Source organism: Spirosoma utsteinense, assembly GCF_014282275.1.
In the GTDB taxonomy this organism is placed as follows: Bacteria; Bacteroidota; Bacteroidia; order Cytophagales; family Spirosomataceae; genus Spirosoma; species Spirosoma utsteinense.
This window is the reverse complement of record NZ_VFIA01000017.1, coordinates 94,557-115,551: the sequence shown is the minus strand read 5'-3', so window position 1 is coordinate 115,551 and position 20,995 is coordinate 94,557. Positions and strand designations below refer to the sequence as shown.

The window sequence follows — 20,995 nt, the reverse complement described above, 5'->3', positions numbered from 1 at the left end:
AAAGGAGCCGGGTGGATCTAATTCGAAGATTCATTCCGGCTCCTTTAACTGTTTAATAAGAGAGCTTTTGTTGATAGTCAAGCGGTTATGATAAATGAGTTTGATCCGAAAATAGAAGTAATGAAAAACACAGAAAAGCTTGTGGGATACTGCCAGTAACGCGCAATAAAAGTTGAAACCCGTTTTTATTTCGTATGAAACGCAGTCTGGTAAGTTCGCAAGGAATACGTGTACTGATTGCGTCGCTGGTGCTGATGTGGGCCTGCGATCGGGACATACAGCTGCAGACCGATTAACCTTCCGGAGCACGATTCGGAGCAATCAGAGTACAAGGGAGGTGGTCGTTAACTCACCTATTTTCACGTTTCTGGAGGCAGCAATGGGTACGCGGGTGCTGGTGCCTGATCGATTTGCGGTCTCTTAGTCGGGCGTAATAGGCTGGGACAAATCAATTACAGCTAGATCTATCTAGTTGATTCTGTGACGTATATACTCACTGAAACGAGTGCTAAATTTGGGTCTTTTCACCGGTCACTGATGAAGAAAGAAAGGTTATATGATCAAATCATTAAATTATGGGTAGACCGTGTAGCACTGGCATCGGTATCGAAAGGGGAATACTCTACTAAAATTGTAGAAAAAAATAAACACAATTAATTATCTCTATAAGCTAACATTCACAGGATCAGCAGGTGGCATGGTTTTAGTTAATAAGATGTGTAAACTCAACAACTAACTTTAAAACGATACGATTATGGCAACTTTCGGAGAGCGCATCGCAAACTTTTTTGGTGGAACCGATACGGACACACGTGAAGGCTTGCATGGCTTATTTGTGACGGAGTTAAAGAACATTTACTACGCGGAAAGACAAGCAATTGACGCGTTGGGAACACAGGCAGATGCGGCAACGACCGATGAAGTACGTAACGCTCTCTTACAGCATCAGGAAGAAACCCGTGGTCAGGTAATGCGGCTCGAACAGGTGTTCCAAAGCCTGGGTCTGGATGCAGACGAGGGTGCATGTGCCGCTATCGACGGTTTAGCCGACGACGCAGAAACTATTATTTCGGCTACTGAGTCTGATTCGCTTACCCGCGATGCCGGGCTGATCATTGCTGCTCAGAAAGTGGAGCATCACGAGATTGCTTCTTATGGTTCAGTTGTTACACTGGCGCGGGTAATGGGTCATACGGAAGTTGCCCGCCTGTTACAGCAAACACTGGAAGAAGAGAAAAATACAGACCGCAAACTGACGCAGTTAGCTGAGTCGTTCATCAATGATCGGGCTAGCGACGAGTCAGGCGATATGGGCTCTGACAACATGAACCAGAATTCATTCAACGATTCCACCGTGAACGCCGACGGCACCCGTTACGCTGATCGGAGCAGCACGGGTCAATCGACTTACCAGTCAGGACAGTCTTATAGTGGTACCCAAACGGGCAGCAACGATGCCACAACAGGTGGTACGCTGGGTATATAAACGACCTGAACTGCTTAAGATCCAACTTATTTCGAACGTTCCTTTACAAAACAGGCACCACCTTTAAGAAGTGGTGCCTGTTTTGTAAAGGAACGTTCGAATTTATGCTAGAACTAGTTCGATCCGGAGTCAAAGGCTGGATCGACCTGTTCAGGGTCTGATTCAGTTCCGTCGTTATTACCAAGGGTATCGCCGTTTCCGTAGTTGAGGGTGTCAGGTTCCATATTAGGACTACCTGAAGCCATTCCACTACCATCACTACCCATTGCCGCTTCCTCCTCATCAGTCAGTGTAGTTGGCAATGTGTTTGCGTTGCCAGAGAGGTCGGTTGGATTGTATTCTTCGTTTAGCATCGTATTCTGGTCGGGGGCTTGTATAACGCCACCGGTATCGGGACTAAACGTCTTCGATTGTTCATTGAGCATTGCATCCTGATTTGGGCTTTCCATACGGTTGAGTTTTAGCGTTGTCGTTTCAAGATCTTGGGTTAGCCTCTGGTAAATACTTCCCAGAGCTGATTGTAAAGTTTGGCGGCATACGTTTTTACGTCGAGGTGTGAGGCATGGATGGTAAAGGGCGAAAACTGGTGATCGGCCGAGGGTAGAGGTTCTACCCGGATGGTGCGCCCGGTTGTCCACCGTCCCGCCAGTCGGCGAACCGATCCATTCAGCCGTAATCCTGCATCGATAAGGTCTGCCTCACACGTTTCCGGATGCTGGGTCGTAGCTAATGTCTGCGAAAACTGTTGCAGCCTGCTGGCATCAAACCACGTCAGCATAGGTATATGAAGATGACGGTCATACCGGTCAGTGTGGCACAGGAAACGCAGCGATAACAGGGAACGGCCCATTGTTCGACGGGTCGATACCTGTAGGTCAAGCACTTCTACTGGTGCCGTTTCAAAAGAAGTAGCAAGTTCTATGTTCATAAATGATGAAGTAGGGTAGAATTAAACTATGTAGGTATTAAACCCGACAAGGAAGGCTGATGTTTGCACCGTTGTGGACTTGTTGGCGAATGCGCCCGAGCCGGAACCGTATTCGCCAGCAAGTCCACTGCTATATTCAGAGATAGAAGCCGTTAGACATAGATCATTTTAGCCGTCATACCCCCGTCGACGGTAAAGTTTTGGCCCGTAATGAACCCGTTTTCGGGAGCAATCAGGAAGAGGATCATGCGGGCAATGTCGTCAGCCTGTCCAACACGACCCGCCGGGTGCTGGGTATGGTCTTCGGGCCGGAGGTCATCGGGCTTGGCTTTCGCTTTCTTTCGTAGAGCCGACACATCGATCCAGCCAGGGCTGATAGAATTGACACGAACATCGGGTCCCAGACTAACGGCCAGTGAATGGGTGAGGGCTAACAGGCCACCTTTGCTGGCTGAATAAGCGAAGGTATCCGGTTCTGACTGAAATGCGCGGGTCGAACACATGTTGATGATCGTACCCTTCTGGGCTGCAATGTAAGGGGCGGTATGTTTGGCACACAGGAAAGCCCCTGTCAGGTTGGTGCCGATAACCCGGTTCCATTCTTCCAGCGTAAGCTTATCGAGTGATTTCTCGATCATAACGGCAGCGTTATTGATGAGCGCATCGATCTGCCCGAAATGGCTGATCGTTTGCTCGGCAGCCTTGCGAACATTGGCCTCGTGCGAGACATCGCAGGAAACAAATAGAATCTGGGCCGACGATGCCTTGAAGGCTTCACGCAATTCGGCAAGCGCGTCGGTATCGGCCTCCCAAATGGCCACTCGGTAACCGTGAGTCAATAAATACTGAGTTGTAACGCGGCCGATGCCTTGCCCTCCGCCGGTGATAATGGCTGTTTTCATGTATACTGGATAAAGCGTTCCAACCACAAACTACAGGGTTTGGTAACACAAGCCCTCATCCGTGGGTTACCTAATCTCGAATCCTTATCGAACGGGACGCCCTTGAAACGCCCGAACCGTTACATGCTCCAGATTGCTTTTTCGCCGGTTTATCGGCTCCGGTTGCCGGAAGGCCACCGGTTTCCAATGCTAAAATATGAGTTGATTCATGAGCAGTTGCTTTACGAAGGCACCTGCACTGATGCCAACTTCTTTGCTCCTGCTCCCGTCGATGATCGCTATGTATTGGGCGTGCATACGGCTTCGTATGTACAGGATCTGAAAGCGATGACCGTTGACCCGAAGATGGTACGCCGGATCGGGTTTCCGCTAACGCCTGATCTCATTGAACGGGAGTGGATAATCACGCAGGGTACGATCGATTGTACATCAAAAGCCCGGCGCGACGGGGTGGCCATGAACATAGCCGGAGGAACGCATCACGCCTTTCCCGATCGGGGTGAAGGCTTCTGTATTCTGAACGATGTGGGGGTAGCGGCTCATTATCTGCTCGAAACCGGCCAGTCGAAACAGATGCTGGTGGTCGATCTTGACGTACATCAGGGAAACGGCACGGCTGTTATGTTTCAGCATGAGCCACGCGTGTTTACGTTCAGTATGCACGGGAAAGACAACTACCCACTCAAAAAAGAGCAGTCAGATATTGACGTGGAACTGCCGACAGGCGCAGAGGATGATCTTTACCTGAACAAACTGTATGATGTATTGCCCGGATTGATTGACCGCGTCCAGCCCGATTTTCTATTTTTTGTGTCTGGTGTCGATATTCTTTCTTCCGATAGACTAGGAAAGCTGAGTGTTAGCCGGGAGGGTTGCAGGCAGCGCGATACGTTCGTGTTTGAGCAGGCTATCCAGCGCGGCTTACCTATTGTCGTGTCGATGGGGGGAGGCTACTCCCCCCGCCTGACCGATATTGTCGAAGCCCATTGTAACACGTTCCGGATAGCGAACAGCCTGTTTTTCTGATCGTCGACATCAAGTGTCGAGGCTATCTGTATGCACGGTTAAACTGGCCAGGCGGACCAGGAGTGGCTGGACTTCTATTGTTTTTGTGGGAAACGGTAAGCAAGCGCAGGTACCTCGTTGGTTCTTGTCAGGGCACCGGTCGTAAATGACTCAAAAACAAATCCGGTCGGTCTGATGCTTAATCCACTCGTTGGCGATTCTAAATTTGGGTTTTGCCGATGAGTCGATACGGGTTCGGTGACTAACACGGTAGTTTAGCTTCAGTATCCTTCCTGAAAAGGTAGCCGTTTACCCTCGTTGTCGAGGGCGTATATAGGCCTGAACGAATCACTCCGTCAGACATAGTGACTCCGGCATTCTTCGGGTACCGGCCCATAAAGCGCCATTGGGCGTTTATCCGATAGCCTGAATCTCTCCTTTGCCAATGGTTGTCGTGTCTGGCTCATCGAAGCGGTAATTACTGAAGTGCGCTCTATCGAAGCGATTCAGGCTCCAGGCCCAGACAAACCCACGGGAATCCTTTCGTTTGTAAGCGCAAGACTTTTGGTAATTCGATCTGTTAAAATGAGTAGAATAAGGCATTTACGTTTCGTCCTGATGGACAACTAGTAAGGGTTATTTGCTTTTTCCTGTTCAATCAACAATCTTACCACCTCATTGCAGAGCGTTACTACTAACTGCCTGCTTACAACCCATGGCATGAAGCAGAATATTATAAAAACCCGTCTTTTAAACAATCAGCCCGTTTTAGGTATCATTTCAAACAGTACTGATCCAACCGTAGCTGAGTTGTGCGGTTTCTCGGGACTGGATTTTTACATGATCGATGGCGAACACAGTGCTGTCACGACCGCTCAGGTTCAGGATATCGTGCGTGCCTGTGAAGTAAGTGGTATCACCCCCCTGGCTCGCGTGCGCAGCAACGATCCAAAGTTGATTTCCCAGTTTCTGGATGCGGGCGTAATGGGTTTGATGATGCCGGGTATAAAAACCGCCGATGATACGGACGCCTTGGTGCAGGCTGTGATGTACCCGCCGATGGGGTCGCGTAGTTTGGGGCCTGTCCGGTCGGCTGATTACCTACAGGGAACTATGAGTCAGAGTGAGTACGTACAGTTTGCCAACGAACAGCTTTTGGTATTGCCACAGATCGAGGATAAAGAAGCCGTAGAGAACCTGGATGAGATTCTGGTGGTAGCTGGTATTGATGGTTTTGTGATCAGCCCTCGCGACTTGGCCATGAGTATGGGTTATTACGATGGTCCCGGCCATGACGAAGTAAAGAAAACAATTGGGAGCGTGGTTGAGAAAATAAAAAAAGCCGGACTCATTGTTGGTACAACAGCTGCCACCGGAGATCAAGCCAAAGTATTGGTGGAGCGGGGCGTCTTATTCTGCCTCAACTCATTTGCAGGTCTGCTCAAATCGGCCGCCGGGGATTTTATGAAAGGTCGGTCTTAAACCCGTTGTTGGCAGAAGTTTCCGGCTGGCCGTTACAAATTGGAAGTTACTTCGTCAATATATAGCATGCCTGAGGTCACTCTCGAATAGCCAATAAGAGTCACACCCTGCTTTGGACTGCTTTTCACGTATAGTCTGAAATTGGCGGGTCGTTTAACAAGTTTAAACGCTTTTGAAAAAACTTTGCTCTTAGTTATCAATCTATCCAATATAGGTTAATTGGTTGATTTTTAGTTTTATATTGTATCGTTTTCAGTGATAGGGCCTACTTTTTCTGGGAACATCATCCTGTAAGGGAGTGGCTGGACAGATGATAAATAGAACAATGACTGTGTTGGCGGAGTTAGCGCGTTGTCGACAGGCACTTTGAAGGCAGCCAATCCAACCAAGAGACCGTATCAGGATAACAACTGTAGATGATGCAATCACAAAACGACACAGGCAAAGAAAGTCAGCAAATTACTGCACCTTCTATGGCTCGTTTTTTGCGTAGCAATTACAAAAACTGAACGGCTGCTACAGTCCTGATAAAAAAGCCAATTGATAGAAAGAATACTAAAACGGGATGTAGCGTACAGGAATGGGTTATCCGTGAAGTTAACGTAGATAACAATAATTTTTATATCCCTGTTTAATCACTATCATTGGCAAGCATTTGAAGCCAAATGAAATTACAAACTATGATGAAGGCAGATAATCGGTATGATGGTGGCAGCACACTGACGGCTGTTCCGATCGACCGCCTATCGGGCAAGACACATGCATGGAATGCTGTATAGTCTCTGTTGCGGGGCAATGAGTCACAAAAAAATCTCAATGAGATAGCAGGACTTTTGCAAATCGCCGTTAACATTGCAAAAAAAATGAGAATCAGAGGGTCTAATAAGCGATATGCCAGAGCCGATAGCTCAAAAGAGTAGGGAGCTAGCTTATCGCTTTTGTGCAGAAAAAGCCCTTTTTAGTACGAATCTGCGCTACGTTCGTGATGAAGCCCGAAAAAATAGTGGATTAAAAAAACGCCACCATTCCAACCCGGAAGCACTCACAGAATCCTATAGCATAGACGGTTGACTAAGGAAGTGAAAAAAAACACCGAAATGGTGGATTGACCGTTCCCTAAGTTTCCGGAGATGCGTTTGGGAGAATTACAGTTTAGTTAGAAACATTGCGTCAAAATTAACTCAATAAATATGCGAACATTTATCCAACAACACCCCGCACGGATGCTGGCTGGACTCGTGTTGCTAGGTTTTGCAATGCCCTCCGTTAGCTTTGCTCAACAAGCTGACACGGTCCGATCGGCCACAGTTCAACAAACTTCCCCAGTTCAACAAGGCACCTCGACTACAACAAGAAGAGAAGACCCACGTGAAAAGATTTATCGCCTGGGCAAAGGGGTTTACACCGACACACTACGCCGGGACGAGTTCAAAGCCCAAGCCAGCGATGTAGCTGAGCTTGATGACTGCGACACAACCTTCCAGACGTTTATTCTGGTCCGTCGCCTTTCTCCGTGGCGTATCGGTTTGTATGCTGGCCCTAACTTTGCATATTGCGGAACCTGGGAAAATACGTTTGGACCAACCCGTCGTGACAATACGCTTTATAACGGAGCTGGTTTCAACATCACAGGTAACGTCGATTATTATCTGACGCCTGCTACCCGTCGCCTTCGTTTCGGTTTGGGAACAGCGTTTGGTTATCAGAACTACGTTACACGTGGTGATTACCGGAACTACCTGTACGGCCTGGCCGCAGCCCGCACACCGAGCGTAGGTCGCGATCAGGTAACAATCAAACAGCGTGCTTCGGAAGATATGTTCCTGACTGTTGGACCGGTTGTTCAGTTCACACTGGCCCGTAGCCGTCGCAATCCGGATGCCAGCACGTTCATCGAATTAGGCCTTCGTGGTGGCCTGTTCCGTACGGAAGCAGCTACAATTGCCGCCTTCATCCCGTCGCAGGGTACTATTGCACCAACCGGTTCGCTGGTAACAGGTGGCGCGTTGATTCGGTCGGTTAATCCTAGCGCCAGCCTTTATCATCCAGGTGGTCTGTTGTCGCTGGGTGTTTTCTTTCCCTTGCGCAACAACTGGAACATTGGTGTACAGGCACAGGGTTTCTATACCCAGTTGAACTACATCATTGTCAACGGTCAGCAGGATCAACTGTATGAATTCAAGCGTAAACACGGTGGATTCAACGCTGGTCTGGCGGTTCGGAAAGGATTTGTTCAGAAGAAGCTGATCCCGAAAACACCAACGGTTTGCCCAACCTGCGATTCGATTCCTCAGTTGAACGTACAGTTTAACAACGCATCGCTCAAAGGTGCTTCACTGGCTTACGTTGACAGCACAAGTGCACAACAGACGGCTCCAGTCAATACGGGCGCAACGGCTCCGGTTATCAGCTGGAAGAGCACGACCCCGAATCCGAAGAACGAAACCTTTACTGCTCGTCTGTACTACCGTGCCGATTCAGTAGTTGCTGGTAACACGGATCAGGTAATTGCTCAGTTGGAAAACACGACAGACACGACGCTGACGTTCCCAACAGCTTTCTTCTCGAACGGTCAGATAACGCCTGGTTTCTATTACGTAACGGTTCACAATCAGCAAACAGCGAAGTGTGGTACCTGTATGAGTGAAGTGGCAACAACCAGTTTCTCTAGTGTTCGTCCTGCGAAAGTGCTCCCAGATTGCCAATATCGTCACAAACTGGAGCGTCTGGAAGTTTACTACCGCACTCCATACACGCGTGAAGTGGCTAACGTCTGCTACTGTAACGGTACAATTACTTCGGTTGGCGACACGACGACCCGTCTGCGCTACCGTGGCTTGAACCGTAGCTTGGCTACGAGCACGGTCGAGTTCGATACGAACACGGTTATCCTCAACCTGCGCGATCTGCCAGGTGGTCTGGCTCAACAACTGCAGGCTGAGAAGGCTAAAATCGAAAGCGGTAACGCAATTCGCTTCAAAGGCCGTCGGGTTCGCCCACAAGTACAGTACTTCCGCGCGGTGTTCACCGTTACGAAACTGCCTTGCAACGGTCAGCCTGAACAGCAAGTTGGTAGCTTCAACACGACGATTAGCGACAACAGCTACTCGATCACTGATCTGAAGCCCCTGACAGACGCTCAACGCACGAAACTGTTAGCTCCACCAGCACCCGTTAAGAAGAAGTCAACCCGTCGTCGGGCTGGCAACAGCGGTCGCCGTTCGGATGCACTGTTCGGTGTAGAATAAGCGAACAACACAACACAAAAAAACCGGGGGCCAACGCTCCCGGTTTTTTTGTGTTTATGTAGTAAAGAGGAAACAAGGAGCAGATAAGGTTAAACTTATGCAAAAGGGATGCGTAGTAAACCTATGATCTAACAATAGCCTTACCTACTACCGTTGGTTTTAGCCATCAACCGTTAGAAAGGCGTTGCTATTGATCAGATCGCAGACGCGGGATCACAAGCCTGGTCTGGAACGCGTAGGAAAGGAAGGTGTAGCTGGTGATTACCCTTTCATAACGGTAAACGAAGCAATTCCTTCATAGGACTTCACCCGTTCTGGTTGGGCACCTTTTGGTTTGGCAAACAACAGTAGAGTCGAGTTACCGCGTTGCGGTACGGCAATGGTGAGCCGATAGGTTTCGCCGGAACGCTGAACGCTTACCGGAACGGTAGTTGACTCGGCACCACCGACCCGACCAAGGGCACACATAAACTCAACATCCTTCCCGTTCCTTAACGTCAAAGTCAGCGCATCGCTGGCGCGAATCAATCCGCTTTTAGGGAAGTTGTTATCGAACCCAAGTCGGAAATAAGCGTCGTAAAGCTTCGGGAACTGATCGAACTGTGCTTTGCTGACAGCCGTATCCAGCAATTGCCAGCGTGGGTCGATCGGGAAATGGTTGGCCGAAAACTCAACCGGTTCGGTAAGGAAGAAATAATCGTTGGGCTTACCCCCTTTGGCGGTTGTCTGAGCCCAGGCAATATCCAACAAATACCAGTCGCCATCGAGACGAACGGCATTCCATTCGTGATCGACCCGCTGGATAGGGTGCCCGGCTTCACTGTCGAACGTTCGGGCGTATCCTTTTATATTGGCGACCTCGATGCCTGCCGGTTTCAACAGGTGTTTGAAAAGGAGGGCGAAGCCCGTACAGACCGCTCTTTGACTTCGTAACGACCGAGTGGCGTATTCTACTTCAGACGAATATTTTTGACCACTGAATGCCTGTTCATCATAACGGATATGTGATGTGATCCAGGCGTAAACGGCGCGTGCTTTAGCCAGATCAGTTTTGGCCGGGGAGGTCAGATAAGCACTGAGCGTAGTCAGCGAACGAGCGGCTGATGCCGGTGTGCTGCGGGCATATTTATCGATCTCGCTATAGTCGATTTCAACGTACTTCGACGGGCGGGGGATTTGCTGACTAGTAGGCACCGATGGTGTCCAGGCAGCACTCAAAAATAAAAAGAAAAGAGCCAATACAGGCCGGGTCATTGCTGGTTGGATTATGTAGTTTCGCATTCCTCAATTCAGTTTCACGAATTCATAACACGGATGCACATTCTTTTATTGCTGACTCTATTATTCTCGTATATGAACACTCCTCCAAGTTCTGCTCAACCTGTTACTATTCCTGTGGAGGCTGTTGCTGCGCCCATGCAAACGTATTCATTCCGGCTTCGGCCGGGTCAGGATTTGAAGGCTGAACTTGACGCGGTGGTAAAAAAGCAGCGTGTTGGAGCAGGTGCTGTACTGACTTGTGTGGGTAGCCTGACCGATGTGAGCCTGCGATTGGCGAACCAGGATGGGCCAAGTGTCTGGAAGGGATATTATGAAATTGTATCGCTTGTTGGAACCTTGTCGGCTAATGGGAGCCATGTCCATTTATCGGTGTCGGACTCGACGGGACGGACACTGGGAGGGCATCTGCTGGAAGGTTGTAAAATTTATACAACGGCTGAGATCTTAATTGGCGTTATGCCCAGCCTTGACTACGTCCGGGAAGTGGATCCGACCTTCGGCTACCGCGAGCTAGTTGTCCGGAAGCGCAAACTAAAATAGGTTGAACAACAGAAGCCGCTCGACTTGAGCGGCTTCTGCTGGTAAATGGATATAAACCTGATTGATTAATTACGCTTACTCATTTCGTCGCGAATTTTAGCGGCCCGTTCGTACTCCTCATTGCCGAGGGCTTCTTCAAGCAGTCGCTGTAATTCTTCTGCCGACGAATTTTTCAACTGGTCGCCGAAAGATTTTGCCGATGGACGATTCGATGAACGTACTAACTCCTCCTGTTCATCTTCTTCTTCACTTCCACTGGCTGTAATGCCAGCTTCTGACAAAATCGATTCATTGGTATAAATCGGTACGTCGAACCGAATGCCAATGGCAATGGCATCGGATGGCCGGGCGTCGATAATTGATTCCCGAACGCCGTCGAAGCATACGATTTTAGCGAAGAATATACCTTCACGGAGGTCGGAGATCATGATCTCACGAACCGTGAATTTGAATTGTTCGGCAAACTGCTTGAACAAATCGTGTGTCATTGGCCGGTTCGGCACAATCTTTTCTATTTCAATGGCAATGGCCTGCGCTTCGAACATACCAATGATGATCGGTAACCGACGGTTGCCGTACTCTTCTCCCAGCACCAGCGCAAACGAACCCGATTGCGACTGGCTGGGTGACAGTCCTAATATTTCCAGCTTAATTTTATCCACGGCGCAAATTTAGTCGTAAGTCGTAAGTCAACAAGTTGTAAGTGAAAAATAGGCGTAGTCACTTACGACTTACGACTGCTACAACTTACAACTTTTTACAGAGCCTGTGCCGCTTTTGTCAGCCGCGGCAGCACGTCGAATACATCACCAACAATGCCATAGTCTGCCGACTTGAAGAACGGCGCATCAGGGTCTTTGTTGATAACAACAATTACCTTCGAGGAGTTTACACCAGCTAAATGTTGAATAGCTCCCGATATACCCGCTGCGATGTATAAATTAGGGCTAACCTTAATGCCGGTTTGACCTACGTGTTCGTGGTGAGGGCGCCAATCCAAGTCCGACACCGGTTTTGAACAGGCTGTAGCAGCATGCAAGGCGTTGGCCAGGTCTTCTACGATACCCCAGTTTTCGGGGCCTTTAAGCCCACGACCAGCTGAAACAACAAGGTCTGCTTCGGGCAGAAGAATGTCGCCGGTTGCTTTCTCGGTGCTTTTTACGTTGACAACAAAATCGGCGTCGTTAAGTGTAGGCGTGAAATTCTCAATGGTAGCGGAAGCCTCTGTTTCTTCGGTTACAATCGTATTTTTCTTGATTGCCAGAATCTTTATATCAGCTTTCAGATCATTGTAAGCAAATGCTTTGCCGGTGTAAATGCTGCTCTTAACGCGAAAGCCAGTCGATAAATCCGGTAGCTCAATAACGTTGGCTGCCAGACCCGCCTTTAGCTTTCCCGCCAGTCGTGCCGTCATGGCATCGGCTAGTGAGGACTTGGCCAGCACGATAACTTTAGTGCCTTCCTGCTGAGCCGCAGCTGCCACAACGGTAGCATAAGCCATACCATTGGGCTCATTCAGTTTCGTGTCGGTAGCATGGAGAACTTTAGCCGCGCCAAAACGACCGGCCAGGGCCAGTTCGCTATCATCGGCCGCGCCAAGTACAATCGCAGTCGCCGATGTTCCCAGCATACCAGCAACCTTGGCACCGTAAAATATAGCTTCCTGTGAAGATTTTTTAAGTTTACCCTCGTCTAATTCAGCAAAAATAAGAACGGACATAATATCGATGTTAGTGAGTTGGTTCAATAATCAGGTAAAGCCCTTAAGATATTGGTCAGTTAACGAGATGGCCACCGCGTGTAAGCAGATAGTTATGCTTACTAATATGGTAAGCTCCTGACTCACCAGCTGGCAAGGTCGTTAACGGCGCTGATCAGATAACTTTTGCTTCGGTGCGGAGGAGCTGGATCAGCATTTCAGCGTCTTCGGCCTTAATCATTTTAACGGCTCCCCGTGGAGCTGGAAGTTCATAACTACCAACAGCGGTCAGCGTTTGAGTGCTAACGGGTTCAACTATTCTAAGCGGTTTGGTGCGGGCAGTCATAATACCACGCATGTTCGGTATTTTCCATTCCGCAATTGGCTCCTGACAGCCTAATACGAGGGGCAGCTTCGCTTCGAGGCTCTCCTTACCACCTTCAATTTCGCGGGTAATACTGGCGGTATCCCCATTGATATCGAGTAGCATGACAGGGGAAATCGATGGCATACCGAGCATTTCGCCCACAATGCCATGGACCTGACCACCATTATAGTCGATAGACTCCCGGCCCATCAGAATAAGGTCGTAATTGGTTTCTTTTGCAATAGCCGCGATTTGTTCGGCTACAAAATAAGCATCGGTCGGCTCTGCGTTAACCCGAATCGCATCATCCGCGCCAATTGCCAGGCATTTGCGAATCACAGGTTCAGCATCGGCACCCCCTACGTTCAGGACAGTTACGCTGGCTCCAAGCTTTTCTTTAAGTTCAACGGCCCTCGCCAGAGCATAGTCGTCATAAGGGCCGGTAATGAACGTTACACCGGCTTTGTTAAGTTTGGTGTTATTGTCCGTGAAGGCGATTTTGGTGGTGGTGTCGGGCACACTCGTCACACACACTAAAATTTTCATTGGTTATGTGGTTTTAGTTCGTGGAAATCGGGTCGTTACCGACCAACTTTACGGCGCAAAAGTACAAAATTCACCTAGAAAGTATGCATGCATACTATTTTTTCCTGCGCGTATGAATAACGACCGTATCCAACAATTAATTCGATTTGTACAGGAAGAACCCGGCGAGCCTTTCAATGTTTACGCCCTGGCTATGGAATTCATAAATGGCAGGTCCGAACAGGCACGGCCGTATTTTGATCAGCTACTAACCGAACATCCTGATTACCTGCCAACGTACTATCACGCGGCCGCCCTATACGCTGAACTGGGCGAACGTGAACGGGCGGCTGAGCTATACGAAAAAGGGATTGTGCTGGCAGGAGCGCAAAATAATGCCAAAACAGTACTGGAGCTGGAACGGGCGCAGCGTGCTTTTGAAGAAGATGCCTGGTGAGCGGTATAGCGTTACTATCGCCGTTTTTTCTTGTTCTTAACAAGTTCCTGTTTAAAAAGTAACGGGACGCTGGCCTGCTCGGGTACTGTATATCTGATGGCCAAATACCGGGCTCCCAACACTTTGGGAAGGTAGACAAATCCGCGAACCGACTCACCGGAAGCGAGAGCGTTTTCGCGTAGAGCCAGTTCGCGCCACCGGTATTCTTCATAATCATAGCGTTGCATACGATTGGAAAAGGTGCTGTGGTCAATGACCCGTTTGGCCGCAATAGCCTGATAGGCAACATCGTGGGAAACACGTTTTGCCGCCCATTCGCGATAAGAGCGGCTGCTGCTCGTAGCAGAAACGTCTGAAGCTACTGCTGCCACCAGAAGGATCGTATTGATTACTTTTGCCCGTTTCAGTCGCTTCTCTTCAAGTTTACGCTTCATTCCCATACGACCCATTTCATAAGTTGGGTTAGCCGCTGTACGGGCTATGAGCAGACCGGTGCTGTTCGAATTTTTGAGCGTATCCTGCATAGCATCAAGTGCGGTAAAGTGAAAATCAGCCGGATTCACGTCAATAGAATGAGAAGTGTGGTTTTTGACTTCGACGTCAAGAACCACAAAATCCATGTCCTCTCGCTCAAACGAAGCAACTACCCCTACACCATCACGTTCGGCTTTGGTAACGACCCGCCCGTCGATCGTCGCCAGATCACCTGATATGGGTTCGAGCCGGTGGGTCATAACTGTTGGCACACAGCCCGTCAGCAGGCTGGCTGGCAGTCCGATTAGCAGAAGAAAAAGAGGTAGAGATGAAGTCTTCATAAACGAATTGACTGTCAGGGCTTAGCGTGCGTTCGCCGATGTAAATATACAGGAATAGGGGTTTGATAATCGAAGGGTACGGTTACTTTTTACGGCTATATCAACAAGTTGTTTTGGGCCAGCAACCAGATGCCGACTTCGTCTTCCGGTTACTGGCCCCGTTGACGTTTACACCGGTATGGTCTTTAGAGTAGGCGAAGGAGAAGAGAATTTTAATCGATCTGTTTTTGTGGTCTGGCAAGGAAAATGTAACAACTTTATTTAAAGCTGAAAAAAGTTACTTGCCGGATTCGGTGCGTCTAAGATTGCATTGATCCTATAGTGTTCGATTCTTCTGTGATACCAATATGCCCACCTATACCCCGCCAGATCACACTTGTTATTCTATCGAAAACACTGCCTGTTCCTCTGAGCTGGTACCGGTTCGCAAACGGGTTATCAGCTTGTTTCTTACCCTTCAGTCTTATGATGCGTTTATTCGGGACGTACTTCAGGTAGCCCAGCTACGGCGCTCTGCTTATGTTTGCTGCGCTAATGCGCACATGGCAGTAGAAGCTGTTCGTGATCCTGCCTTTGCCCGTTCGGTCAATAGTGCCACTTGGGTAACAGGTGACGGTGTGCCGCTACTTTGGGCATTGCGGGCTCTTTATAAAGTACGTCAGGAGCGCATAACGGGTCTGGATGTACTGCCCACGCTGCTGTATGAAGCGGCTCGTATGGGGCTACCCGTTTTCTTCTATGGTAGTACCCCCTCTATTTTGAAACGGTGTTCGGCCTTCTGTGCTGAACATCACCCCACGCTTCAGGTAGCAGGCCTGATTTCTCCCCCGTTTCAGCCGCTTACGTCTGGCGAAGAGGCCCACATTGTTGACGCTATCGTCTCGTCGGGCGCTGGCCTGGTGTTTGTTGCGCTGGGATGCCCTAAACAGGAAAAATGGATGGCCTCAGTTTCTGGTCGCATTCCGGCCGTTTTGCTGGGTATTGGGGGGGCGCTTCCCGTACTGGTTGGCGAGCAGCGACGCGCGCCCAACTGGATGCAACGAGCTGGGTTAGAGTGGCTCTTTCGATTTGTACAGGAGCCCCGCCGGCTGTTTGGTCGGTATGTTACTACGAACTTCTGGTTCATTTGCCACTTTTTCAGACAGTTGTATTCGCACTACATGCATCCCTGATCCTGCCATATGGCCGGTTGGATTTGCTGCCTCCACTTACTTCTTCACGTCATGCCTGCCCCCGTAATTCTTTTTGCTTTTAAACGTGCTTTGGAATTAAAACAGACACTGGCCGCTCTACAAGCCAACTATCTGGCCCCCCAAACCGACTTATACGTATTCGTCGATGGCCCCCGTCATGCCGACGAGGTTTCCAAAGTAGAAGCCGTTCGGGCACTAGTGGATGATGTTAAAGGCTTCAGTAGAGTTCATACGTCCTATAGCCCTACAAACATTGGTTGCGCCAATTCCATCATAGCCGGAGTAACCCAGGTTCTGAAACGACACCCGTCGGTGATCGTACTCGAAGACGATGTCGTGACAACCCCCAACTTTCTGGATTTTATGAACCAGGGATTGAATCAGTTTGGTCATGAACCAGCCGTTTTTTCGATAGGGGGATATACGCTCCCGCTTAAACGGCCCGTCGATTATATACCTGATGGCTATTTTTTTCAACGAACCTGCGCCTGGGGTTGGGCAATCTGGGCCGACCGATGGCAGCAGGTCGATTGGGGCCTTCGAGACTTTGATGAGTTCATGAACGATCCCGGGGCTCGCCAACGGTTCAATAGAGGAGGAAGTGACCGGGTTCGGATGCTGAGACGGGCAAAAACACGGGAGATCGATGCCTGGGATATTCGGCTGTGTTATAGTCAGTTCAAATCGGGTGGTTATACACTCTACCCAACTGTTTCTAAAACCATCAATATTGGAGTCGACTCGCCTGACTCAACTACCGAAGTTGTCTACGACCGCTACCAGCCAGTTTTAGACACCGGCAGGCAACGGCTCTTTACATTTCCTCAGACGGTACAAACCAATCCACGGTACGATCGTCAGTTCCGCAGGAAGTTTAGTGTTCCCGTTCGCATCTGGAACAAACTTCTGACGTATGGTATGACTCTCTTTCGAGGGACAAAACTTGCCTGAAGAATTGTCATTTATTCCATTTCAGCCATAATCCTGTTTATTATCCAACCCAATCATGCGCCTATTACTACTACATAATTATTACCAGCAGGGGGGCGGAGAAGATACTGTTTTTGAACACGAATGTGATTTACTTCGAGACAATGGAATTACGGTAGAAACCCTGATATTCAACAACGACAGCTTTGATGGGACGCTACTGGGTAATGCCCGTTCGGCAGTTCAATCCCTGTATAACCTACAGTCGGCTAGTCGGCTTAATCAGGCTATCGATCGATTCAAACCCGATATTATACACATTCATAACCTGTTCTATACGGCGTCGGCATCGGTTATCAGGGTCGCTAAGAAACGACAGCTACCTGTTGTAATGACGTTGCACAATTACCGGTTAGTGTGCCTGAATGGCCTGCTCATGCGTGAAGGGAAAGTATCCTGTGAAATATGTCTGACCCAGACATTGCCGTTGGCTGGTATAAGAAATGCCTGTTTTCGTGATTCCCCGGCTCAATCGGCTCATCTAACAGCAATTACGTCGCTTCATAAACTGACTGGCATCTGGAAACTTGTGGATCGCTTTATCGTGGTGACAGACTTTGCCCGACAGAAAATCCTCAGTTCATCACTGAAATTACTACCGGAACAGGTAACCGTTAAAGCCAATTTTGTTGCCGATGCCGGATATACCCGGCCCGACGAACGAAGTGATTTTTTCCTGTATGCCGGGCGGCTCACAGTTGAAAAAGGAGTTGGTGTATTACTGATGGCTGCCGAAACAGACGGCTTCCCTCTTGAAATCATAGGTGATGGGCCTTTAGTACCCGATGTGATACGGGCATCTGAACGGACGCCAACCATTCGCTATCGGGGAAAACAACCTCGTGCCGTTGTGCTCGATGCCTTAAAACGATGTCGTGCGCTGATTGTACCATCCCTCTGGTATGAGGGGCTTCCCACGGTCATTCTGGAGGCTTTTGCTTCGGGTACGCCCGTTATTTGCTCGGACCAACACAATCTCAATCAGATTGTACGAGATGGGGATACAGGCCTTTTATTCCGAACGGGTGATAGTCTCGAATTAGGCCGAACGATCCGTATTTTTAACCACGATTCGCTAGGGCGGCATCGATGGGGACAACAAGCCTATGGGGAATTTCAGGCTCGCTACACGAAAGACGTTTCGCTACAGACGACGCTAACCCTATACAGTGAACTAATCGGAAAACAAGCGCTTACCGATCCATTGCTAAAGTCGCTTTGATCTGCCTGATTACATAGCCACCAATAATTCGAAGCATGTCAATCCCAATATAGAGGTAAGGGAAAGGAGCGTGTTTCAGGGCAAAGTGGTGTCGAACTTGATAGTTGATAGGTGATTTAATGGCCGATAAGGCTTGCCAAAAAAGCCGTAGGGACATGGGTTTCGACACATCTACGCCGGTTGCATCACTATACTCATAGACTACACTGGCTGATGAAATAAGCAAAGGAAAACCTGCCTTACGGGCACGAATCGAAAAGTCGAGGTCGGCCATATGGTGGCAGAACCGACGGTCATCAAAGACACCAATGGCCCTGAAAACCGGTATAGGTACTAACATACCTCGGCCTGGCAGACTATCTGAGCCAATACACGAGCTGTTTTGGAGCAACGAAGCGTACTTATTAGTGAAACGGGTAGTGGCCTGGTCCTCAATTTTTGCAACAAGAAAATTGTGGCGTGTGCCAGCGTAAAGCAATGCGTGAGGTGGCTTTACATCGACCGATACTGATCCGATCAGGCAACGCTGGTTGGCCTTAGAAGCTATCAGCAGGTTCGCCAGATAACCTGAATTAATGCTTATGTCGTCGTTCAGGGTGAGAATAAAATCATCTGCATCAGGGTCCAGCGTGTCGAGCACATACCGAACGCCCAGATTAGTAGCACCCGCCCACCAAAGGCTGCCGTTGCCCGTTAGCACCACTACATCAGGAAACTGTTTCCTGACCTGTTCACCGGTACCATCGGTAGACCCATCGTCGACTACAATTACCAGCCTGTCCGTAACCGTTTGCTGGGCCAGACAGTGTAAACAACCCAGCGTGAAGGCTTTACGATTATGAACCGGAATCACAATATAGATCATGTCGTCTGCGGTTGTGAATCCGCCGGATGGCGATTGAAAAATTTCACCAGAGCAAACAGGCCGTATAGATAGAGCAGGACGCAAAGACACCCCACCGTCACAGAACTCTGGCCAAAAGCAGTTAGTACAAGTAGGCCGAAGATCGTACTTAGAAAAAGTAGGCTGGACTTTTGGGACACGCATACCAATCGATACGAGAGGTAGCTGATTAACCATCCGAAAAGGATCATGAACAGCAGGCCATAAAAGCCGTAAGCAAAGTATAATTCAGACGTGAGACCGGTGCGTATACCCAGCGTGTTTTCGCTGTCGAAGAGCTTCATGAACGTATACGCACTGTCTTTATGTACCAGTTCGGATTTATCGAAACCAGCCAGCTTGAGCAGGAATGAATTAGCAAACGCACCTACCGTGCTTGATGCCAGATCATATCCAGGAATCTCTCCGGGTTTAAATTCATTAACGGCACGAATGTATTCACGAAATTCAGCCCCCAAGGGAAAGCCGTCGCGCTCAAAGGGGGAATCCGTAGCGCTGCCCAGTCGAATGTTCTGGAGACCTACATATAAGATTACACCACTGATCATGAGTAGAATCGTTTTCGTATTGATGGTCAGCGAACCAGCCAGCAATTTGTCATAAACGAATATGGCAAGCAGTGATACCAGTAAATACAGCCGTTTGCTGTCGGCGGACATAATCAGTATGATCAGTAGCAACATAACCAACCACAACGCTTTGCCTGTCCTGGAAGGGCACCGAAGAAATCGATCGTAAATCAAAACCGCTGACAGGCAGTTAAAAAAACCAAAGTTATAGACGTAGCCATAGTTGAGGCCATACATCGTATCGGTAACGTCACTGCCCGAAAAAATAGGGATAAAGCCTACGTTACGCACAAAATCGGCAAGCCAGATCAAGGGGAAAGCCAGCAGGAAATACTCCAGCCAGCCCAGGTCGTCGTAAAGTGGTCGACCGATGGCTTTGTCCTCGGGCGACGGTATAGGTATGCGGGTGTTAGTGTCATGAACGAGCATACCTATACTCATGAAAATCAAATAGATATTGTAGATTATACACCCTTCGTCCATGGCTATATAGTAAGGGTTAATGGCGTAATAGGTCAGAATTTTTAGCTCGCCAACATACAGCCAGGCTATCCAGATGACTAAAAAAGCTTTGCTATAGCGATTTTTGAGAAGAAACAGTACGATAATCGGTATACTGAGCAAGGTATGGCTCAGCATTGACGGATAGATATAGTATTCGCCATATTCGAACAACGTTTTGTAGGCTACCGGCGTCAGTTGAGCCAAGGCACAACATACGAGCATTAGTAAGTTTTTACTCATGGACAGATGGATCGTCAAGAAGTCGAAGAAATTTAGCCGGATTTCCCCCCCATATCTGGTTGGGTGGCACATTTTTTGTCACGACAGAGCCAGCCGCAATAACGGCGCGCTCACCAATAGTCACACCTTTCAGGATGGTTGCATGGGAGCCAATAAAGGCGTGAGCCTGAATAAAAACCGGTGCTGTCCTGGCCAGGTGATTATCCTGGAAGCCAACGCGCCTGCCCGAATTGAGCGAGTGAAAGTCGGTATCATAAATTACGGTATTGCCTCCAATCGTTACATCATCGCCAATTGTAATGGCGTTATGACAAACCAGTGCGGTACCACTCATGCCAACACGGTTACCAATCTGGATTGTACCGCCCAGATCGGCAATGAAAAAGCAGGGTTGCTGACGGCCTATCCGGTTATGATTTAGACCGTTGTTCATGCTAAAGGCTGTCCCAACCGTCATTATACAGCCCTCATTGATATCTACTACCGGTATGCCACAACTCTTCATGCCCGACCCATACGCCACCTTATTCAGATAAAACATAATCCGGGTAATAACTGATTCGGCTGCTCGCCGACTACGTCGCCAGCCAAATCGAATAAGACGGAAAGTGAGTCGAATCGTATTGAATAGCATCGCG

Annotated in this window: 21 protein-coding genes; 9 read left to right on the top strand and 12 right to left on the bottom strand. The window is 48.9% G+C overall.

Features of this window, described 5'->3' with window-relative positions; translation table 11 throughout:
• Positions 1 to 754: 754 nt before the first annotated feature.
• Positions 755 to 1,486 carry a YciE/YciF ferroxidase family protein gene (locus tag FH603_RS15170; protein WP_186738376.1) on the top strand — a complete coding sequence of 244 codons (732 nt, stop codon included), beginning with the start codon at positions 755 to 757 and terminating at the stop codon, positions 1,484 to 1,486.
• Between the two features lie 113 nt (positions 1,487 to 1,599).
• Here the strand turns inward: FH603_RS15170 and FH603_RS15165 are convergent, their stop codons facing one another.
• The 3 genes from FH603_RS15165 to FH603_RS15155 form a co-directional block, all read right to left on the bottom strand.
• Positions 1,600 to 1,935 (bottom strand): hypothetical protein, encoded by a 336-nt coding sequence (locus tag FH603_RS15165; RefSeq protein WP_186738375.1) that lies wholly within the window; start codon positions 1,933 to 1,935, stop codon positions 1,600 to 1,602.
• A gap of 38 nt (positions 1,936 to 1,973) precedes the next feature.
• A complete protein-coding gene (locus FH603_RS15160; RefSeq protein WP_186738374.1) occupies positions 1,974 to 2,414 on the bottom strand; it encodes a hypothetical protein in 441 nt (146 codons plus the stop codon).
• 152 nt (positions 2,415 to 2,566) lie between these two features.
• On the bottom strand, positions 2,567 to 3,316 hold the full coding sequence (locus FH603_RS15155; RefSeq protein ID WP_186738373.1) for an SDR family oxidoreductase: 750 nt from the start codon (positions 3,314 to 3,316) through the stop codon (positions 2,567 to 2,569).
• 123 nt (positions 3,317 to 3,439) lie between these two features.
• On the opposite strand from FH603_RS15155, the gene FH603_RS15150 reads away from it, so the two are divergent.
• A complete protein-coding gene (locus FH603_RS15150) occupies positions 3,440 to 4,342 on the top strand; it encodes a histone deacetylase family protein (RefSeq protein ID WP_186738393.1) in 903 nt (300 codons plus the stop codon).
• Between the two features lie 393 nt (positions 4,343 to 4,735).
• Here FH603_RS15150 and FH603_RS15145 read toward each other — a convergent pair whose 3' ends face one another.
• The gene (locus tag FH603_RS15145; protein WP_186738372.1) at positions 4,736 to 4,924 is read right to left on the bottom strand and encodes a hypothetical protein; all 189 of its coding nucleotides are present in this window, start codon (positions 4,922 to 4,924) and stop codon (positions 4,736 to 4,738) included.
• Between the two features lie 117 nt (positions 4,925 to 5,041).
• Between FH603_RS15145 and FH603_RS15140 the strand changes: the two genes are divergently transcribed.
• Together FH603_RS15140 and FH603_RS15135 are read left to right on the top strand one after the other, a co-directional pair.
• Positions 5,042 to 5,803 (top strand): HpcH/HpaI aldolase family protein, encoded by a 762-nt coding sequence (locus FH603_RS15140; RefSeq protein ID WP_186738371.1) that lies wholly within the window; start codon positions 5,042 to 5,044, stop codon positions 5,801 to 5,803.
• 1,223 nt (positions 5,804 to 7,026) lie between these two features.
• Positions 7,027 to 9,051, top strand: a complete 2,025-nt coding sequence (locus tag FH603_RS15135; protein ID WP_186738392.1) for a hypothetical protein — start codon at positions 7,027 to 7,029, stop codon at positions 9,049 to 9,051.
• 261 nt (positions 9,052 to 9,312) lie between these two features.
• On the opposite strand, the gene FH603_RS15130 is transcribed toward FH603_RS15135, so the two are convergent.
• Complete coding sequence (locus FH603_RS15130) at positions 9,313 to 10,332, bottom strand: transglutaminase domain-containing protein (protein WP_186738370.1); 1,020 nt, start codon at positions 10,330 to 10,332, stop codon at positions 9,313 to 9,315.
• A 72-nt stretch (positions 10,333 to 10,404) separates the two neighbouring features.
• Here FH603_RS15130 and FH603_RS15125 point away from each other — a divergent pair, with 72 nt between their 5' ends.
• Positions 10,405 to 10,872: a PPC domain-containing DNA-binding protein gene (locus FH603_RS15125; RefSeq protein WP_235985248.1), complete on the top strand. Its 468-nt coding sequence runs from the start codon at positions 10,405 to 10,407 to the stop codon at positions 10,870 to 10,872.
• A 65-nt stretch (positions 10,873 to 10,937) separates the two neighbouring features.
• Here the strand turns inward: FH603_RS15125 and FH603_RS15120 are convergent, their stop codons facing one another.
• From FH603_RS15120 to FH603_RS15110, 3 genes are all read right to left on the bottom strand, one after another.
• Positions 10,938 to 11,534, bottom strand: coding sequence for a bifunctional nuclease family protein (locus FH603_RS15120; protein ID WP_186738369.1), 597 nt, complete (start codon positions 11,532 to 11,534; stop codon positions 10,938 to 10,940).
• 95 nt (positions 11,535 to 11,629) lie between these two features.
• The gene (locus tag FH603_RS15115; RefSeq protein WP_186738368.1) at positions 11,630 to 12,592 is read right to left on the bottom strand and encodes an electron transfer flavoprotein subunit alpha/FixB family protein; all 963 of its coding nucleotides are present in this window, start codon (positions 12,590 to 12,592) and stop codon (positions 11,630 to 11,632) included.
• A gap of 154 nt (positions 12,593 to 12,746) precedes the next feature.
• Complete coding sequence (locus FH603_RS15110) at positions 12,747 to 13,484, bottom strand: electron transfer flavoprotein subunit beta/FixA family protein (RefSeq protein ID WP_186738367.1); 738 nt, start codon at positions 13,482 to 13,484, stop codon at positions 12,747 to 12,749.
• 112 nt (positions 13,485 to 13,596) lie between these two features.
• Here FH603_RS15110 and FH603_RS15105 point away from each other — a divergent pair, with 112 nt between their 5' ends.
• Positions 13,597 to 13,920, top strand: coding sequence for a tetratricopeptide repeat protein (locus FH603_RS15105; protein ID WP_186738366.1), 324 nt, complete (start codon positions 13,597 to 13,599; stop codon positions 13,918 to 13,920).
• Positions 13,921 to 13,934: 14 nt separating this feature from the next.
• Here the strand turns inward: FH603_RS15105 and FH603_RS15100 are convergent, their stop codons facing one another.
• Positions 13,935 to 14,735 (bottom strand): hypothetical protein, encoded by an 801-nt coding sequence (locus FH603_RS15100; protein ID WP_186738365.1) that lies wholly within the window; start codon positions 14,733 to 14,735, stop codon positions 13,935 to 13,937.
• A gap of 443 nt (positions 14,736 to 15,178) precedes the next feature.
• Between FH603_RS15100 and FH603_RS15095 the strand changes: the two genes are divergently transcribed.
• The 3 genes from FH603_RS15095 to FH603_RS15085 are packed head-to-tail and all read left to right on the top strand — an operon-like array spanning position 15,179 to position 18,140.
• Complete coding sequence (locus FH603_RS15095) at positions 15,179 to 15,907, top strand: WecB/TagA/CpsF family glycosyltransferase (protein ID WP_235985247.1); 729 nt, start codon at positions 15,179 to 15,181, stop codon at positions 15,905 to 15,907.
• Between the two features lie 51 nt (positions 15,908 to 15,958).
• Positions 15,959 to 16,879 carry a glycosyltransferase family protein gene (locus tag FH603_RS15090; protein ID WP_186738363.1) on the top strand — a complete coding sequence of 307 codons (921 nt, stop codon included), beginning with the start codon at positions 15,959 to 15,961 and terminating at the stop codon, positions 16,877 to 16,879.
• Between the two features lie 55 nt (positions 16,880 to 16,934).
• The gene (locus FH603_RS15085) at positions 16,935 to 18,140 is read left to right on the top strand and encodes a glycosyltransferase family 4 protein (RefSeq protein WP_186738362.1); all 1,206 of its coding nucleotides are present in this window, start codon (positions 16,935 to 16,937) and stop codon (positions 18,138 to 18,140) included.
• On the opposite strand, the gene FH603_RS15080 is transcribed toward FH603_RS15085, so the two are convergent.
• From FH603_RS15080 to FH603_RS15070, 3 genes are read right to left on the bottom strand one after another with little or no spacing between them, the layout of a single operon-like run.
• Complete coding sequence (locus tag FH603_RS15080) at positions 18,112 to 19,005, bottom strand: glycosyltransferase family 2 protein (protein WP_186738361.1); 894 nt, start codon at positions 19,003 to 19,005, stop codon at positions 18,112 to 18,114. The two genes, FH603_RS15085 and FH603_RS15080, sit on opposite strands and share 29 nt — an antisense overlap.
• On the bottom strand, positions 19,002 to 20,357 hold the full coding sequence (locus FH603_RS15075; protein WP_186738360.1) for a hypothetical protein: 1,356 nt from the start codon (positions 20,355 to 20,357) through the stop codon (positions 19,002 to 19,004). The genes FH603_RS15080 and FH603_RS15075 overlap by 4 nt, the downstream gene beginning before the upstream one ends.
• On the bottom strand, positions 20,350 to 20,991 hold the full coding sequence (locus tag FH603_RS15070; RefSeq protein ID WP_186738359.1) for an acyltransferase: 642 nt from the start codon (positions 20,989 to 20,991) through the stop codon (positions 20,350 to 20,352). The genes FH603_RS15075 and FH603_RS15070 overlap by 8 nt, the downstream gene beginning before the upstream one ends.
• Positions 20,992 to 20,995: the final 4 nt, after the last annotated feature.

Bases quoted from the DNA above. Each gene is read 5' to 3' on its own strand.
- FH603_RS15140 (WP_186738371.1), top strand. From the start codon at position 5,042: ATGAAGCAGAATATTATAAAAACCCGTCTTTTAAACAATCAGCCCGTT.
- FH603_RS15130 (WP_186738370.1), bottom strand. From the start codon at position 10,332: ATGCGAAACTACATAATCCAACCAGCAATGACCCGGCCTGTATTGGCT.
- FH603_RS15085 (WP_186738362.1), top strand. From the start codon at position 16,935: ATGCGCCTATTACTACTACATAATTATTACCAGCAGGGGGGCGGAGAA.
- FH603_RS15150 (WP_186738393.1), top strand. From the start codon at position 3,440: ATGCTCCAGATTGCTTTTTCGCCGGTTTATCGGCTCCGGTTGCCGGAA.
- FH603_RS15080 (WP_186738361.1), bottom strand. From the start codon at position 19,005: ATGATCTATATTGTGATTCCGGTTCATAATCGTAAAGCCTTCACGCTG.
- FH603_RS15135 (WP_186738392.1), top strand. From the start codon at position 7,027: ATGCTGGCTGGACTCGTGTTGCTAGGTTTTGCAATGCCCTCCGTTAGC.
- FH603_RS15145 (WP_186738372.1), bottom strand. From the start codon at position 4,924: ATGCCTTATTCTACTCATTTTAACAGATCGAATTACCAAAAGTCTTGC.
- FH603_RS15155 (WP_186738373.1), bottom strand. From the start codon at position 3,316: ATGAAAACAGCCATTATCACCGGCGGAGGGCAAGGCATCGGCCGCGTT.
- FH603_RS15115 (WP_186738368.1), bottom strand. From the start codon at position 12,592: ATGTCCGTTCTTATTTTTGCTGAATTAGACGAGGGTAAACTTAAAAAA.
- FH603_RS15100 (WP_186738365.1), bottom strand. From the start codon at position 14,735: ATGAAGACTTCATCTCTACCTCTTTTTCTTCTGCTAATCGGACTGCCA.
- FH603_RS15070 (WP_186738359.1), bottom strand. From the start codon at position 20,991: ATGCTATTCAATACGATTCGACTCACTTTCCGTCTTATTCGATTTGGC.
- FH603_RS15160 (WP_186738374.1), bottom strand. From the start codon at position 2,414: ATGAACATAGAACTTGCTACTTCTTTTGAAACGGCACCAGTAGAAGTG.
- FH603_RS15125 (WP_235985248.1), top strand. From the start codon at position 10,405: ATGAACACTCCTCCAAGTTCTGCTCAACCTGTTACTATTCCTGTGGAG.
- FH603_RS15090 (WP_186738363.1), top strand. From the start codon at position 15,959: ATGCCTGCCCCCGTAATTCTTTTTGCTTTTAAACGTGCTTTGGAATTA.
- FH603_RS15110 (WP_186738367.1), bottom strand. From the start codon at position 13,484: ATGAAAATTTTAGTGTGTGTGACGAGTGTGCCCGACACCACCACCAAA.
- FH603_RS15075 (WP_186738360.1), bottom strand. From the start codon at position 20,357: ATGAGTAAAAACTTACTAATGCTCGTATGTTGTGCCTTGGCTCAACTG.
- FH603_RS15105 (WP_186738366.1), top strand. From the start codon at position 13,597: ATGAATAACGACCGTATCCAACAATTAATTCGATTTGTACAGGAAGAA.
- FH603_RS15170 (WP_186738376.1), top strand. From the start codon at position 755: ATGGCAACTTTCGGAGAGCGCATCGCAAACTTTTTTGGTGGAACCGAT.
- FH603_RS15165 (WP_186738375.1), bottom strand. From the start codon at position 1,935: ATGGAAAGCCCAAATCAGGATGCAATGCTCAATGAACAATCGAAGACG.